We start from the raw sequence: 15,324 nt of genomic DNA on the forward strand, positions 1-15,324 counted from the left end.
CTTCATCCTTGAACTGCGGAGAGTAACGGTTGCGAGTCTTCTTTTGTGCTTCTGCTTTCTTCACGGATCACCTCTGTCGCGAACTTTACTCGCTTAACAAGGCGTCCGTCAATGGCGGGCAAGATCATGTGGCTTTTTCTGAAATTCGTGATTCCTTCACTCTGGCCGTCACCGAGGAACATGACCGTGAACGCTATGAGGAGCTGGCAGGACTTTTCAGAAGGGCCTTCGGAGACACTGACAGATTAGGTACTTTCGATGACATTATTTCTGGAGCTGAACAGGGTGTACTTGAGGTCCCTTATTGGGCTTGGCATCAGCAACTTGACGCTGTCCGCGAACAACTGAGAACAGATACAGAAAAATATGGTTTAGTATGGCCGTTACTGCGCGACCAACTCCATCTCTGTCACGCGCTCATTAGTCGAAATTCTTTCACCATCACGCCCATCCTACCACTCGTTAACGCATTCCCCACTTTTTTTGAGGCACCTCGTCGCATATATATGTCAGCTACCATTGCTGACGACAGCGAGATTATTCGTACTTTCGATGCTGACCCAAAATCTGTAGAGCAAGCTTTAAAATCACGCTCCCTTGCCGGGGTAAGTGAAAGGATGATTCTTATTCCTGATTTGATGCCTTTCACGGTTGACGTAATAGAATGCGTCGAAAGGCTTGTATCTTGGACTGTTAAGCAGAACTTTGGAGCTGTTATTCTGGTCCCATCAGACAAAGCAGCCACGCAATGGGCAGGCGTTGCAACGGTTGCGAAAGGGTCAAAAGATGTCGAGGCTCTTGTCACAGCATTGCAAGAAAGGAAAACATTCGGGCCTGCAGTATTTGCGAACCGCTATGATGGAATTGACCTTCCAGGTGATTCGTGCCGATTACTGATCATGAATAGCTTACCTGCTGGAACATCTGATTATGAACTGTTTCGAGCAAGCGCACTTTATGGCGGGACCTCCATTACTCGGATGTTGGCTCAGCGTATTGAACAGGGAATCGGCAGGGGAGCACGTGGCTCTGGTGATCATTGTGTAGTACTCTTTGCTGGCGCAGACCTCGCTGCATGGATAGCAAAAGATGCCAATTTCCGTTTTCTGACAAGTGCTACAAGAGCACAACTTGAAATGGGCTCAGAAATCAGCAAAGAAGTTACAAGTTTAAAGGACATGGCACAGACCATTAAAAGAAGTTTTGATAGAGATAAAGCCTGGACAGAATATCATGCGGAGACACTTGCTGAGTTAGTAGACGAGGATGCACCAGATTTACTTCGTTTTGGTCAAGCAACTGCGGAAAGAAAATCCCTTAATTTGTGGTTTGACGGCTATCATGACCAGGCAATTGCTAAGATTGAAAAACTTTTAGCCGGTGACCAGTCACTCGATACACAAACACGCGGCTGGATGGAACAGCTCGCTGCACGAATTGCTGACAAGTGGGGGAATAGCGAGCGTGCCGAAGATCTTCAGCGTCAAGCATACGCACACAACCGGAACTTGCTTCGGCCAAGAATACGTCCTCCGTATATGCCATTGCCGAATCCCGGCAATCAGGTACATGCGATTGTCCAACAGATCGGTGCATATCGACTACGACGTGGTTTTCTACAATCCTTTGAAGACACTGTTGCGCACTTGCACCATGAGGCTACAGCCAGCCAGTTCGAGCAGGCTCTTGTTGAGCTAGCAATTATGATTGGCTTGTCTGCTGACCGGCATGACACAAATGGCGAAGGGCCAGACGTCCTCTGGCTCTTACCGTCAAAGGTTGGATTAGTCATTGAAGCAAAGAGCCGGAAACTTGAAAAGAATGCCCTCACGAAGGAGCAGCACGGCCAACTTCTGGTCGCTGCTGAATGGTTTGCCGCCAACTATGAGGAGTATCGTTGTATTAGAGTTAGCGTTCATCCTCGAAATCGTGCAACGAAAGCAGCCGTCGCTGGGGCATCACATGCTCTGACATACGAAAAATTGGCGGCCCTGATCTCCGATGCCCGAGCACTTCTGACTACCCTTTGTGAGTCTCAACTCTCGCCTGCCGAACTTGTGGCAGAATGCAGTCGTCTTCTCGCCAAATCGAATCTCAATGAGAATCGACTTGCTGATCACTATCTCGTAGCCTTCGAAGAAAAGGATTAACGTCACAGACACACAAAGGAACCACATGCAAAACCACTCCGAAATCGCCGAGTTTCTCTGGAAAATAGCCGATCTTGTTAAAGACGATTACGATGCCAAGGATTATGAGGATGTCATACTCCCATTCACCCTGCTACGCCGCCTTGATTGTGTGCTGTTGCCAACCAGGCAGGCGGTGCGTGAGGCAGCTGAAAAGTATAAAGGGCAGCCCGACAACCTGCGGGACATGCTCCTGAAAAAGGCTGCCGGGCAGTCATTCTACAATACCTCGGAATATTCGCTGGTTGAGCTACTCAAGCGCCCTAACGACCTTGGCCCGAACTTTTCCGCCTACCTGTCCGGCTTCTCGGCCAACGTCAAGGACATCCTCTACAACTTCTCCGGTGGCGAGGAAAAAGGGCTGAATCCCATCTACGAGACCCTGCTGCGCAAGCGGCTGCTGTTCAAGGTGACGCAAGCCTTCAGCGAGGCTCCCCTTGATCCCGAGACCGTGGACAACCACGCCATGGGGACGATCTTCGAGTACCTGATTCGTAAGTTCAAGGAAGCCAGCAATGAGGCCGCCGGACAGTTCTACACCCCCCGTGACATCATCCGGCTAATGGTCAAGCTGATGTTTGAGCCGGACCGTGACAAACTGGCCAGGGAGAAACTGCTCGGCATCTATGACCCAGCCTGCGGCACCGGCGGCATGCTGACCATTGCCAAGGAATACCTGCTGGCGGCGATCAATCCCGATCTGGATATTTCTGTGTTTGGACAGGAGATTAACGAGAAGACCTACGCTATTGCCAAGGCCGATATGCTGATGAAGGGGGAAGACCCCGAAAATATCAAGCGGGAAAACACCCTCAGTCATGACCTACTCCCCGGCAGACAGTTTAATTACATGCTTTCCAATCCCCCATTCGGCAAGGACTGGAAGAATATCCGCGACGAGATCGAGGCTGAACACAAGCTGGGCGATGCCGGCCGCTACGCCCCCGGCCTGCCCGATGTAGGCGACGGCGCCATGCTGTTTTTGCTGCACAAGATGAGCAAAATGGCACCTCAAGGTTCCAAGATTGCCATTATTTTCAACGGTTCGCCTCTCTTCAACGGCGACGCCGGTAGCGGCCCCAGCAACATCCGCAAGCATATTCTGGAAAATGATTGGCTAGATGCCATTGTCGCCATGCCCAATGACCTGTTCTACAACACCGGCATTGCCACCTATATCTGGCTGATCAACAACAACAAGCCCGCTGCCCGGCGAGGCAAGGTGCAGCTCATCAACGCCACTGGGGAAGAGTTCCGCACCATGCTGCGGCGCAACCTCGGTAAAAAGCGGGTGGAGATCAGCGAGGATCAAGCATCAACCATTCTCGGTATTTATGACGCCTTTGAGGAGTCCAAGTTCTGCAAGCTGTTCGATACTAGCGACTTTGGCTACACCAAAGTAACGGTGGAACGCCCCCTGCGCCTGCGCTATGACCTGATGCCGGAGCAGCGGGATGCGTTGCGGTTGGATGCGGCGATCCTCAAACTGAAGAATGACAAGGGGGCACAACTAGATGCGGCGCTGGACAAGTTGACGGCTAAAGCCCCCTGGCTGGATGATGACAGCTTCTTTGCCACCCTGACCACTGCGCTGCCCTTCAAGCTCACTCAGGGGCATATCAAAAGCCTGCGCTCTGCCCTGGCGGTGCGGGATGAGAATGCTAAACCAGTGCGGGATGCGGACGGCAATCAACTGCCGGATTCGGAACTGCGCGATTGCGAGAACGTGCCGCTGAAGGAGGATATTGACGCCTACTTCAGCCGCGAAGTGCTGCCCCACTTTCCGGATGCCTGGATAGACCGGAGCAAGGATAAGATTGGCTATGAAATCAGCTTCACCAAGTACTTCTATGAATATACCCCGCTGCGCTCCACCGCCGAGGTCGGAGCTGAACTGCTGACGCTGGATGAAGAGACGGAGAATCTACTGCGGGAGATCGTAAAGGGATGAGTGATACTACTCCTACATTTCCAGCCAAATGGAATCGAGTTCAAATCCGTCGTAAACTTCGCGGTGGTGACGGAATCCGAATTGGCCCCTTTGGCAGCGCCCTAACCCTCGACCAAATGGTTGAAGAAGGCTTCAAGGTCTACGGCCAAGAAAATGTCATCTCTCAGGATTTTTCTATTGGAACCCGTTACTTGAGTCCCCCAAAATATGCTGAGTTGAAAGCCTGCTCAATATCGAGCGGCGACTTGCTGGTAACCATGATGGGCACTACGGGACGCTGTTGTGTAGTGCCTGAGGAGATAGAAGAAGGTATTATGGACTCCCACCTCATTCGTTTGAGGTTTCAAGACCATGAAGTTGATCCTTCGTTTATGGCTCTACTCATAGACAAGGGTCATTTCGTAAAAGAGCAGATAGGTGCAGGTGGTAAAGGCACTATCATGAGTGGTTTAAACTCAAGTATTATCAAAGATGTTTGGGTAGGTTTACCCGATGTGATAACTCAACAACGAATTGCGAAATATGTTGATGAACAGACTGCCAAGATCGACCGTCTGATGGAGATGAGGCGGCGGCAGATGGAGTTGTTGAAGGAACAGCGAGCGGCGCTCATCCAGCAGGCCGTCACCCGTGGGATTAATTCTGATGCCTTGATGAAGGAATCCGGCATCCCTTGGCTGGGGGAGATTCCAACGCATTGGGAGGTAAAGCCTATCAAATACGCGGCTCGCATTAGTCGTGGGCGTTTCGGATATAGACCAAGAACTGAACCAACTCTATACGATGGACCGTACCCATTTGTTCAAACTGGCGACGTTGCCAGCGCCCAAAAGTATCTAACCTCCTACACCCAAACGCTGACAGAAAAAGGCTATGGAGTCAGTGTCGAGTTTCCGGCGGGGACTCTCCTAATGGCAATAGCGGCAAATATAGGTGATCTAGCAATATTGGGCATCAACGCATGTTTACCAGACAGTATTGTCGGTTTTTTCCCCTATGCCGGAACGGACGTTGAGTTTCTCTATTACCAGCTATCATGTCAGCAAAAACGACTTCATGCACTTGCGCCCGAAAATACACAGATGAACTTGAACATTGACCGACTAAGTCCCGAAAAGATTGCTTTCCCGCCAGAGGAAGAACAAAAAGAGATCTGCCGTCACATCAATGAAATCGAAAAAAGTATTGAAGTAACGCTTTCTTCTTACTCCCGCCAACTCACGCTTCTCGCCGAATACCGGACCGCCTTGATCCACGAATGCGTGACCGGCCAGAGAGAGGTTTAAATCAACAAGGTTACCCTCGTAAGGGGGATTCACAATACGGAGGGGCTCATATATGCTCGAAACCAGCAGAGTTTCTGAACAGGCCGCTGAGGAGGGAATTGTCGCTTCCTTGGCCACCAGTCCGCTGTATCGTGAACGACAGAATACCTCCTTTGACGCCACCTCATTCCTGGACGTTGCCGAAACATGCGCCTTCATCCAGGCCACTCAACCAAAGGAATGGACCAAGCTCGGCAAACAATTTCCCGGTGGTGAGCAGGAGGCGCTGGCCGCACATCTTGCCACGTTGCTGCAAAAACGCGGCACCCTGGAAGTGTTGCGCAACGGGGTGTCGTTCAACGGCGTCAATCTGCAACTGGCCTACTTTCGCCCTTCGGCCGGAGGTAACCCGGAACATCAGACCCGCTACGAATCAAACCGCTTTGCCGTCATGCGGCAGGTGCATTTCTCCACAAAAACCCCTGACCAGTCCATTGACATCGTTATCTTTCTAAACGGCTTACCAATCATTTCCATCGAGCTAAAAAACCACTTCACTAGCCAGAACGTCCATCACGCAATTGCCCAGTACCGGCGGCGAGACCACCGCGAGCAGTTTTGGGGGCGCTGCCTGGTCCATTTTGCGCTCGATGACGATTCCGCCTACATGACGACCAAGCTTGAAGGCAAGGAGACCGCTTTCCTTCCGTTCAACCGCGACACGTTTAACCCGGTCATTTACGGACGTTTTGCGTCGTCGTACTTGTGGAGCGACTTCGCCGACGAAGATGGTGAACTGCAACAGGGCATTCTGCGGGCGGACTCTCTGCTGCTCTTGATCCAGAACTACCTGCACGCGGAACGGTCCGAGAAAACCGGCAAGGAAAAGTTCATCTTTCCCAGATTTCATCAGCTCATGGCGGTACGCAAGCTGCTGGCCCACGCCAAGACCCATGGCAGCGGCCACAATTACCTGATTCAGCACAGCGCAGGTTCAGGCAAGAGTAACAGCATTGCCTGGCTGTCACACCAGCTTGCCAACCTCTGCGGGGCGGATGGTCAGCCGGTATTCGACAGTATCGTGGTAATTACAGACCGCCGGATACTGGACAAGCAGCTTCAGGACACTATCAAGCAGTTTGAGAAGATCAAAGGGGTCGTCACCAAGATCGACCGCAATACAAAACAGCTAGTGAAGGCTCTTGAACGTGGCGACAAGATCATCATCACCACCCTGCAGAAGTTCGGCTTTATTGCCGAGATGGTTAAGCTCGACAAGCGATTTGCGATTATCGTGGATGAGGCGCACAGCTCGCAGACCGGCGAGAACGTTAAAGACCTGAAGATTGTCCTGACATCTGACGAACAGCTCCGTCAGGCGCTGGATAAGGATGAAGAAGAGGAGATGGACCCGATTGAGGTAGAGTTGGAGAAGATCCAGAAGGCCCGGCAACGGCTGCCGCATCTGTCGTTCTTTGCCTTTACCGCTACCCCCAAGGACAAGACCCTGGAACTGTTCGGCACCAAAGACGCGAGGGTGAAGAAAGGGTTTCGTCCCTTCCATCAGTACACCATGCGGCAAGCAGTCGATGAGGGATTCATCCTCGACGTGCTGAAAAGCTATACCACCTACAAGACCTACTTCGAGCTGATAGAGAATGAGAAGGCCGAGGGGGAGAAGGAAGTCGAAAAGCTCAAGGCGCGGCGGTTGCTGCTGGAATATGTTGATCAGCATGAGTTTGCAATCAAACGCAAAGCCCATATCATCGTTGATCATTTCACACGCAAGACTGCACACAAGATCAAGGGACAGGCCAAGGCGATGGTGGTCACACACTCCCGCGCCCATGCAGTCCGCTACATGCAGGAGATCAGCAATGTCATCCGCGAACAGAACCTGAATTATGGGGTCTTGGTTGCCTTTACCGGCACGGTGACCATCAACGAGCAGAAATACACCGAAGAGAGCATGAATCCACCCGGCACCGGCGATATTGCTGAAGCGTTTAAAAAACCGGAGCAGCGCATGCTGGTGGTGGCAAACAAGTTTCAGACCGGCTTTGATCAGCCGCTTCTGCACACCATGTATGTGGATAAGAAGCTCGGTGGTGTGGCCGCAGTCCAGACTCTGAGTCGCCTCAATCGGACCGCACCGGGCAAACAGGACACGATGGTACTGGACTTTGTGAATAGCCAGGAGGTTATCGACGCCTCATTCCAAGACTACTATCAGCGTACAGAGTTGGAAGGTGAAACCGACCCGAACAAGCTCTATAACCTGAAATATACCCTGGAGAGCAGTAAGGTATTTACAGCGGATGACGTGGTCGAGTTTGTCGATCTGTTCATTGTGAAGAAGGTTCCTTCTGAAAAGCTGCAACCCTTTTTCCAGCGTATCGTGGAGGCCGGCTACAACAACCTTGCCTTAGAGCACAAAGGAAAACCGGACTACGAAAAACTGAGAGCAGCGGCACAGGACAAGTTTCGCAAGGAAACCGCACGCTACGTAAAGCAGTACACGTTCATCAGCCAGATCATGACATTTGTGGATACCTCGCTGGAAAAATTCTATCTGTTTGCCAAGCTACTGTTGAAGCAACTCCCTTACCAAAAGCAGACACTGCCGCTGGAAGTGGTAGAGATGATCGACATGGAGAAGTATCGAGTGCAGGAAGAGCAGAACGGCAGTATCGTGCTCGCCAAGGAAGATGGGACGCTGACACCTTCAGCTGACGACGGCCACCGGGGCGGCAAAGAGCAGGAGAAAGAAAAACTCAAGATCATCGTCCAGAAGCTGAATGAAGAGTATGGCATTCCCTTTGAGGAGGCCGACCGTGTGATAAATGCCATCAAGCAGAAACTGGAAAAGGATGATGCCCTACGGGAGGCATTTAAAACCAGTGACATTGATCATCTGCGGCGCGATAAACTTAATCGCAGCATCAAGGACGCCTTCCTGAATAATGCCGACGAGTTCCTAAGCTTTATGGCCAAAACCGAAACCGATCCTGGTTTCGGAAAATTTTTCTTCTCAGAAATGTTTAAGTGGTATTCCGGTTCGCTTAACGAATGAGAGACTGCTGGCTACCGAGTACATGTCAGCACTCTTGAGTGGACCCCTCTGTCAAGACAGAAGTGGGGGGTAGTTTAAGATGATAGCCGGTCGCGCAGCGACTCGGCGCTGCCCCGAATCTCCACTGGTGTTGGCGGAGGGGTGATTTTCTCGCCGTACTTGTCGACGATCATGGCCCCCCCCCGGCGGCGGCCCGGAATACCTCCACCGGGGTACGATTGCTCAAGGCTTGGTGCATCCGCTCGTTGTTGTAGAACCGGAAGTACTCCGTCAGCCCAAGGATCAACTCAGCGCCGGTGACGTAGCCCTTCAAGTAGATGTCTTCGTACTTGATGCTCCGCCACAGACGCTCCACGAAGATGTTGTCCAAGGCACGTCCGCGCCCGTCCGTGCTGATGGAAATTCCATGTTCCTTCAGCACGCCGGTGAATTGGTCGCTCGTGTACAGGTATGCCCCACCCCTTTGCTACTCAATTCTGAAGCTTCCTCCCTCAAGAATAGAAAGACGTAGGTAAGGTTTTGAATAATCCAACACATCACCATAGGCTAAAGAAGGTACTGATATGGCAGCAATCTTTTTTCCTCCCTTAAAAACGTACTCACCTTGGAAAAAGGTGTGCAGGTGACCGCTGACAATAATGAGACTACGACAATTCTTGGACACCTCTTCAAATGAAAGTGCAAGTTCTTTAGCGTTCAGCAATCCTAGTCCATTTATTTGCGTTTTGGTGCCATGGTCGCAGAGTTCCTTGAACCGATCATCAGGGATGAATACATGGTGATGCAGGACAACTACCACCGTCCGATTCTTTCCATATATAGACACGATCTTAACAAGTTTTTCAATCTGATCTCTGTCAATTCTACCAAATCCGGCTTCGAACATTGTAAAATAACCTTGGCAGCATGTATTCAATGCAATACCTAAGCATCCAGGGTATTCAAACATGACCAAGGGGAAAAGAGCTTTTAATTCCTCTATTTCTGTCAACGGGGATGAAACGTTATATGTCCCCAACACCTTGGACACTTCTATGAGTTCATTGTTACGCAAGATCTTCTGGTGCCAGTAATAAGAGCGAGTGGCTTCAAGAAACCGTCGTACTCGCTTGGGATATGTGTCACTGTAATAAGGCATAGACAGATCGTGATTACCAGGCACGATACGTGCCTTGTCCGCAATTCCACTAGCCCTTATTGTTGTGTCTAGAAGATGATACTCAGGACCAATTCCTCTGTCGGTTCCATCTCCATTAAAAATGATATGATCACATTCGGAAAGTTCGGCTAGAACTGTGCGGAGAGTATTTGTAAGTTTTTTTGTCGGAATGCGTCCTTCATAAGTGAAGCCTGCAGTAAGATGAGCATCTGAAACAAAACCTAACGTACAGATTATTTTTCCAGCATCAAGCCTTGTATTGCCTTCACTGCAGGATATGTGATTGCGTCTGCAGGTATAATAGAGGGACTTAACAAAATAACAGAGACCCAGTAGGCATAGCAGTGAGAGGAAAACCATCCCGGTCAAACTGTAAATGTCTGGCCCTTGCCACAAGGCAATTGCGGTTACAACTGTTATGATAAAATATGAAACAGTACAAATAAAGCTAAGGACATTGAAGCCAAATTCTGTTATTCCATCGCTGATTATTTTTATATGTAAAACCGGAAGCAGAATCATGCATACTGAAACTACCCACACTGGCAATATCAGTATCTCTCTCCAAATCATTGATTTGGAAAAAAGTATAATCACTCCGTAAATAACTGTTATCACAGTAGCTGTAAAACAAAAAATTATTTTGTCAGATCTCAAGAGTGATATTTTAGAAATAAAGTTCCAAATTCGCATTAGGTCCTTGTACAAGTATAGTCAGATAATGTATATTTTTCGTTTTTTTGCGGCAGGACTGCAAGCAGCGCTTGCGCCAGCGTCAGGTTCATTTTTCACTCTTTGTTCCCCGCCTTCCTGGATCTTCCACTCCGAGATTACTAGCATGAAGGTCGCGAGATGTGAAAGAAAATCCATGAATCAGGCATACAAGCGTACCTGCCTGTATGCCTGACTTGAAAGGCATAGTGGATATGCAGGAATTAGCGATGTGACTCCCTGCGCTAATACGTTAGCTCCCATCGCGAGTAATAACTATGGAGACTATCCCTGGTGGTCTTCCCGAACGAAGGCAGGCCAGTGATTGCCTGGTATCCCAGTGGTGACCGGAATTGCCTCCCTTCTGAAAGGGAACAATAACTCGTAATCCACCTTGAAACCAGTGGATTCCCCTAACTCCTTCTGGTATAGGTTGATTCCGCGCAAAGCGTGCCTGAAGCTAAAGAGGCCAAGGCCAGAGAGTAGGTACTCCTCAATAACCTTCATCTTGAAGTTCCCACCCTCAAATCTGCCCGACTGAATGGCTCCTCCGACACCAGGGACACCTTGATCGTCGATCACTGCCTTGAGTATGTGATAAGGGTCGGTAGTCCCGCAGGCGTATAATTCTTCAGCTTTCTCGGCCCCGGAACCATAGAATTTGATGTCGTTATCTGTAAGGATCTCTGTCATAGTTGCAAAGCTAGGGACCTCACGACAATAGTCTGTGGCAAAGTCGAAGACAAAGGCCCTATCCCGTTCGGTTTGTGGGCAGTACCCCCCTATAATAAGAACGGCCTTCCAGTTGTTTAAGACTTGGCCAAGATCGAGCGAGAACTTTTCATAGATCTTCTTGACGTAGTTGCACAAAACTTCTAAGGAAAAGGTTGGCTGGAAGTCGTAATACTGGAGATGCTGCAAGACTTCCGACACGGTTTCCTTCACCAGGTACGAATTGATGGCGTTGCCTACAATGCAAAGGCCCAAGTCGTGCTTGTAAATCTCTTGGGGAGAACCTGACGGTCCCAAAGCCGAGGTGACAACAACGGGTACCCGCAAGACTTTCACAGCGAAGTCGACGTGACCGTTGTCACCGAAAGTGAGCCTGGAATCAGCCGCGAAGGTTATGGTGTCTCCTATTTTTGCTGCAATGCACAATGTCATGAAGAAATCTCCGCAGTCACATGTGGTGGTCCCGCTGGGTTTCGGGCAGCCTCTTATACTCTGAAGGACCCGCTTTTTCAATCATTTTCACCATACATAATTAGTGTTATGTTTCTAAAAACGGTGGCAACACCGGGATGAAAAGGTTATAAGCAAACTGCTACTGTCAGTGGTGTGGGACATGAACAGGAGGGAAGTTGTGATCAGACTCGAGTTCAATGGAAGGCCGTTCGACCCGAAAGATTTCACCCAGGCGTTGATGAAGGGGATCATGGAACAGATGGCTGCTCAGATACATGATCAAATCAGTTCCATTCGCGACCCTAACACCGGGGAGTTCCCAACCGTTGTCGTCTCTGCGACCTCAATTGAAGATATGCGTTTTCATGTCGAGGGGTCTCCGGAGTTACTCGCCCTGGTACATGAACGCCTCGGTCTCACCAGTGATTCAGATGGCAGCGAAGCAGCGGCTCCAGACGCCCCCCCTACGCCAAAAGTCTTTCTCAGCTACGCATGGGAAGATCGAGAACTGGCATCACAAATCGCCCACGCGCTGCAGGCAAACGGCATCGACACATGGTGGGCAGAATGGTGTATCTCAGCCGGCGACAGCCTGCGGCGGAAAATCGACGAAGGCCTCGGCCAGTGTACGCATTTCGTTGTTCTGCTCACGCCGGCATCAGCCATCAAACCCTGGGTGAACCAAGAGATGGATGCCGGCTTGATGTTAAAGTTGCAATCTCAGGTAAAATTCATCCCCCTTCGCCACCAACTCCCACCCGACCAACTCCCTCCCCTCTTACGCGGGATGCTTTCGCCCTCTATCGAGGACCCGGAGCAGGACATCAATCAGCTAATCAATGATATTCATGGGATCACCCAAAAACCTTCCCTCGGACCCGCACCCAAGGCCGCCATAATCAAAGCTGTCTCCTCCCAGGAACACTCCGCTGCTGCCAACGCGATCGCAAAAGCCTTTGTGACGGCAACGAAAGTCGCTCGGAAGTTCGACCCATGGATGAACCTAGAGGAACTTGTCAAACAGACAGGGCTGACAGAGGAAGATGTGATAGATGCAATCCATGAACTGCGCGGAATGGTGGGGGTACACCGGGAGGGCGTATATTATCCCGAAACAGAGTTGTTTGTGACGTTCGACCGTTTCACGATGTCTTGCAATCCCAAAGATGACGCTCTCGCCTTGGCAACGGACATGCTCAACGATGACAAGTTCCCAACGTCATCGGCAGACATCGCAGCTAAATACGGTTGGGACGCTAGGAGGCTAAATCCCGCTTTGGCCTTCCTTGAAAACCGAAACCTCGTTCGAAGCAGATCGTTCTTAGGTCAAGGCGACTGGGTAGTTGCCGCTATCTACAAAACCGATGCGACCCGCCGGTTTGTGAAGAGCCGACAGTAGATGTTGGTGGTGGCTTCGACCGGGAGGGAACATCCGCAGGGCCGTTCGATTCTTGACCGGCTGCTGCATCACTGCAAAGTGATCAACATGAAAGGGCACAGCTATCGGCTTCAAGGCCATGCCTTTGCCAACCAGCTCTCCCCGAAAGGAGGTGACTCTCCGGTCTCAGCTTCTCAGGAATAAGTAGCTGACAACCAGAGGGTGGTACACTTTTCAATTACCGTAACTGGTACACTTTTACGCTACCCTTGACAAGAAGGAGATGAAAAGGAAGGGGATGCCCCTGTCTCTTCTGTGGGACGAGTACAAGGTCGCCAATCCCGCCGGCTACCGGAATTCCCAGTACTGCAAGCTGTACCGGGAATTCCTCGGCCGCGTCGACTGCTGCATGCGCCAGAGCTACGTCGCCGGAGAAAAACTCTTCGTAGACTACAGCGGCCAAACGGTCCCGCTCACGGACCCGGAGACCGGAGAGATCAAGCCAGCCCAGGTCTTCGTGGCGGCTGGGCGCCAGCTCCTACACCTACGCCGAGGCCACCATGACGCAGTCCCTGCCGGACTTGCTCGGTTCACACGTCCGCACTTTCCGTTTCTTCGGAGGTGTCCCGCTATCGTCGTCCCGGACAATTTGCGCAGCGGCGTATCAAAGCCATGCCGCTACGAGCAACAGTTGAATCCCTCCTACGCTGAACTCGCCAACCATTACGGTGCCTGAGGTCAGCGAGGATCCAGCGCTGCACCAACTGCACGCCTGCCTCCGCCTTCGCCTTGCCCTTTGGTTTGCGAACTCGGGCGGGGATTGCAACATTGTAAGAAACTCAACAGCATGCGCCTCGCCGGCATGGCGAAGGGGCTACGGGCTCAGTTGGAGAACCCGGAGATCCACACCCTTCCCTTCGAGGACCGGATGGCCCTGCTGGTCGAGGCGGAGCTCCTGGAGCGGGTGACCCGCCAACTTGCCGCGCGCATCAGGGGGGCGAAGCTACGCGAGCATGCGGCCTTGGAGGATCTGGACACGAAGGCCAGCCGCGGCATCGATCGCGCACTACTGGCGAGCCTTGCCACCTGCCAGTAGGTCACGAGGCACCACAACCTCCTGATCACCGGAGCTATACAACATCTCTTACACCATCACAAGTTACTTTACACCCTCCCTCCCCCCCCTTAGCCTCCCTTTGTCGAAAAGCGATAACCTGAAATTATTTTTTGAAAAAAACTGCATTTTTAGTGGCTGTAAACCACTAAAATACCGCGTCCAAACCATCGGAATCACATAATCATGGCATTTAACCAAAAACCAACTTGAGGGTGGCTTAGTGGTAATGAACCACTAAGCCATTGATTTTATTATAAAATTCAACTTGACATCATCTCGCAAGAAACTATATTCAAGTCATTGGCGTTTTTTTAAATACTGCATAAGGACACAAGTCCGGCTTTTCCCTTATAGGTAGCCATTTCAAATGTCTGAAAAGCAGACTAAAAGTTCAAGCTGTGTAAAAACACACCATTCTTCGGCACCCGAGGACATAGTTAAAATAACCTTTGAATCAAATGATGACGTTAAAGCATTTCTTGATCTTATCGCAGCAATACTTGCACAAAAATACATTGATTATATAACAATACAAAAATGCAAACAACATGATTAGCTTATATCAATTTTGTATCTTTCAATCTAAAAGAGGTGTCATCATGATAGGAGCAATTTACGCTAGATACAGTTCAGATAATCAACGGCCTGAAAGCATTGAGGACCAAATAAGGGCTTGCACCAAATTTGCAGAAAAAAACAAAATAATCACCATTCCAGACATGATTTATACAGACGAGGCCATTTCCGGCACAAAAGCAGATCGGGTCGGCTTAAATGAATTACTTATTGATGCTAACCAAAAAAAATTCGATGTGGTTATAGTAGATGATCTTTCTAGATTTTCGCGAAGTATAATTTATTTACTTAAAACAATAAATGAATTCGAGTACCTCGGCATTAGATTGCTCTCTGTAACAGAAAATATCGATACTGGGGCTAAAGGAGCAAAACTTAGTTATCAGTTAAAGGGCATGTTCAATGAAATTTTTCTAGATGATCTAAAAGAAAAAACGTTACGCGGACTGGTAGGGCAAAAAGAGAGGGGGTATTTCCTTGCTGAAGCCCCATACGGCTATCGCTTAGTGCCGTCTGCCAAAGTTACCATCGATAAGAAGGGCCGCAAAAGACCCGAAGGTTATAATATGGAAATTGATCCTGACGAGTCAATATGATCTTGCCCAGCAATAACGGACACGAAATTAAGCGGCTTGTCTGGCCTCAAACGCTGCCGGGCTGATGTTGCCATTGGCGCTATGACGGCGGTTACGGTTGTAGTCAACCTCGATGTATTCAAAA

The 15,324-nt window shown here is 50.1% G+C and carries 11 protein-coding genes and 2 pseudogenes; 10 read left to right on the forward strand and 3 right to left on the reverse strand.

Annotation, left to right across the window (positions count from 1 at the left end; all coding sequences use genetic code 11):
* Positions 1-29: 29 nt before the first annotated feature.
* The 4 genes from L4X63_RS23380 to L4X63_RS23395 are packed head-to-tail and all read left to right on the forward strand — an operon-like array spanning position 30 to position 8,478.
* Positions 30-2,150: a P-loop NTPase family protein gene (locus L4X63_RS23380; RefSeq protein ID WP_250681082.1), complete on the forward strand. Its 2,121-nt coding sequence runs from the start codon at positions 30-32 to the stop codon at positions 2,148-2,150.
* A gap of 25 nt (positions 2,151-2,175) precedes the next feature.
* Entirely contained in the window at positions 2,176-4,140 is a 1,965-nt protein-coding gene (locus L4X63_RS23385) for a type I restriction-modification system subunit M (RefSeq protein WP_250681083.1), read from the forward strand.
* Positions 4,137-5,426 carry a restriction endonuclease subunit S gene (locus tag L4X63_RS23390; RefSeq protein WP_250681084.1) on the forward strand — a complete coding sequence of 430 codons (1,290 nt, stop codon included), beginning with the start codon at positions 4,137-4,139 and terminating at the stop codon, positions 5,424-5,426. Before L4X63_RS23385 ends, L4X63_RS23390 begins: the two co-directional genes overlap by 4 nt.
* Positions 5,427-5,478: 52 nt before the next feature.
* A complete protein-coding gene (locus L4X63_RS23395) occupies positions 5,479-8,478 on the forward strand; it encodes a type I restriction endonuclease subunit R (RefSeq protein ID WP_250681085.1) in 3,000 nt (999 codons plus the stop codon).
* Positions 8,479-8,653: 175 nt separating this feature from the next.
* Here L4X63_RS23395 and L4X63_RS23400 read toward each other — a convergent pair.
* The 3 genes and pseudogenes from L4X63_RS23400 to L4X63_RS23410 form a co-directional block, all read right to left on the reverse strand.
* Positions 8,654-8,923 (reverse strand): annotated as a pseudogene (locus L4X63_RS23400) (integrase core domain-containing protein); the annotation flags it as partial.
* Positions 8,924-8,944: 21 nt separating this feature from the next.
* On the reverse strand, positions 8,945-10,159 hold the full coding sequence (locus L4X63_RS23405; RefSeq protein ID WP_250681086.1) for a metallophosphoesterase: 1,215 nt from the start codon (positions 10,157-10,159) through the stop codon (positions 8,945-8,947).
* A gap of 474 nt (positions 10,160-10,633) precedes the next feature.
* The gene (locus L4X63_RS23410; RefSeq protein WP_250681087.1) at positions 10,634-11,512 is read right to left on the reverse strand and encodes a hypothetical protein; all 879 of its coding nucleotides are present in this window, start codon (positions 11,510-11,512) and stop codon (positions 10,634-10,636) included.
* A gap of 199 nt (positions 11,513-11,711) precedes the next feature.
* On the opposite strand from L4X63_RS23410, the gene L4X63_RS23415 reads away from it, so the two are divergent.
* From L4X63_RS23415 to L4X63_RS23440, 6 genes and pseudogenes are all read left to right on the forward strand, one after another.
* Positions 11,712-12,932 (forward strand): toll/interleukin-1 receptor domain-containing protein, encoded by a 1,221-nt coding sequence (locus L4X63_RS23415; RefSeq protein ID WP_250681088.1) that lies wholly within the window; start codon positions 11,712-11,714, stop codon positions 12,930-12,932.
* Entirely contained in the window at positions 12,933-13,115 is a 183-nt protein-coding gene (locus tag L4X63_RS23995) for an ATP-binding protein (protein WP_350339214.1), read from the forward strand.
* 76 nt (positions 13,116-13,191) lie between these two features.
* Positions 13,192-13,641, forward strand: a pseudogene (locus L4X63_RS23425) (IS21 family transposase); the annotation flags it as partial.
* A 117-nt stretch (positions 13,642-13,758) separates the two neighbouring features.
* Positions 13,759-14,007: an ATP-binding protein gene (locus L4X63_RS23430; protein ID WP_250681089.1), complete on the forward strand. Its 249-nt coding sequence runs from the start codon at positions 13,759-13,761 to the stop codon at positions 14,005-14,007.
* 388 nt (positions 14,008-14,395) lie between these two features.
* The gene (locus L4X63_RS23435; RefSeq protein ID WP_250681090.1) at positions 14,396-14,584 is read left to right on the forward strand and encodes a hypothetical protein; all 189 of its coding nucleotides are present in this window, start codon (positions 14,396-14,398) and stop codon (positions 14,582-14,584) included.
* A 43-nt stretch (positions 14,585-14,627) separates the two neighbouring features.
* Entirely contained in the window at positions 14,628-15,200 is a 573-nt protein-coding gene (locus tag L4X63_RS23440; RefSeq protein WP_250681091.1) for a recombinase family protein, read from the forward strand.
* Positions 15,201-15,324: the final 124 nt, after the last annotated feature.

It is taken from the genome of Geomonas sp. Red32 (genome assembly GCF_023652955.1).
Taxonomy (GTDB): Bacteria; Desulfobacterota; Desulfuromonadia; order Geobacterales; family Geobacteraceae; genus Geomonas.

Bases quoted from the DNA above. Each gene is read 5' to 3' on its own strand.
- L4X63_RS23385 (WP_250681083.1), top strand. From the start codon at position 2,176: ATGCAAAACCACTCCGAAATCGCCGAGTTTCTCTGGAAAATAGCCGAT.
- L4X63_RS23390 (WP_250681084.1), top strand. From the start codon at position 4,137: ATGAGTGATACTACTCCTACATTTCCAGCCAAATGGAATCGAGTTCAA.
- L4X63_RS23395 (WP_250681085.1), top strand. From the start codon at position 5,479: ATGCTCGAAACCAGCAGAGTTTCTGAACAGGCCGCTGAGGAGGGAATT.
- L4X63_RS23405 (WP_250681086.1), bottom strand. From the start codon at position 10,159: ATGATTCTGCTTCCGGTTTTACATATAAAAATAATCAGCGATGGAATA.
- L4X63_RS23410 (WP_250681087.1), bottom strand. From the start codon at position 11,512: ATGACATTGTGCATTGCAGCAAAAATAGGAGACACCATAACCTTCGCG.
- L4X63_RS23995 (WP_350339214.1), top strand. From the start codon at position 12,933: ATGTTGGTGGTGGCTTCGACCGGGAGGGAACATCCGCAGGGCCGTTCG.
- L4X63_RS23430 (WP_250681089.1), top strand. From the start codon at position 13,759: ATGCGCCTCGCCGGCATGGCGAAGGGGCTACGGGCTCAGTTGGAGAAC.
- L4X63_RS23435 (WP_250681090.1), top strand. From the start codon at position 14,396: ATGTCTGAAAAGCAGACTAAAAGTTCAAGCTGTGTAAAAACACACCAT.
- L4X63_RS23440 (WP_250681091.1), top strand. From the start codon at position 14,628: ATGATAGGAGCAATTTACGCTAGATACAGTTCAGATAATCAACGGCCT.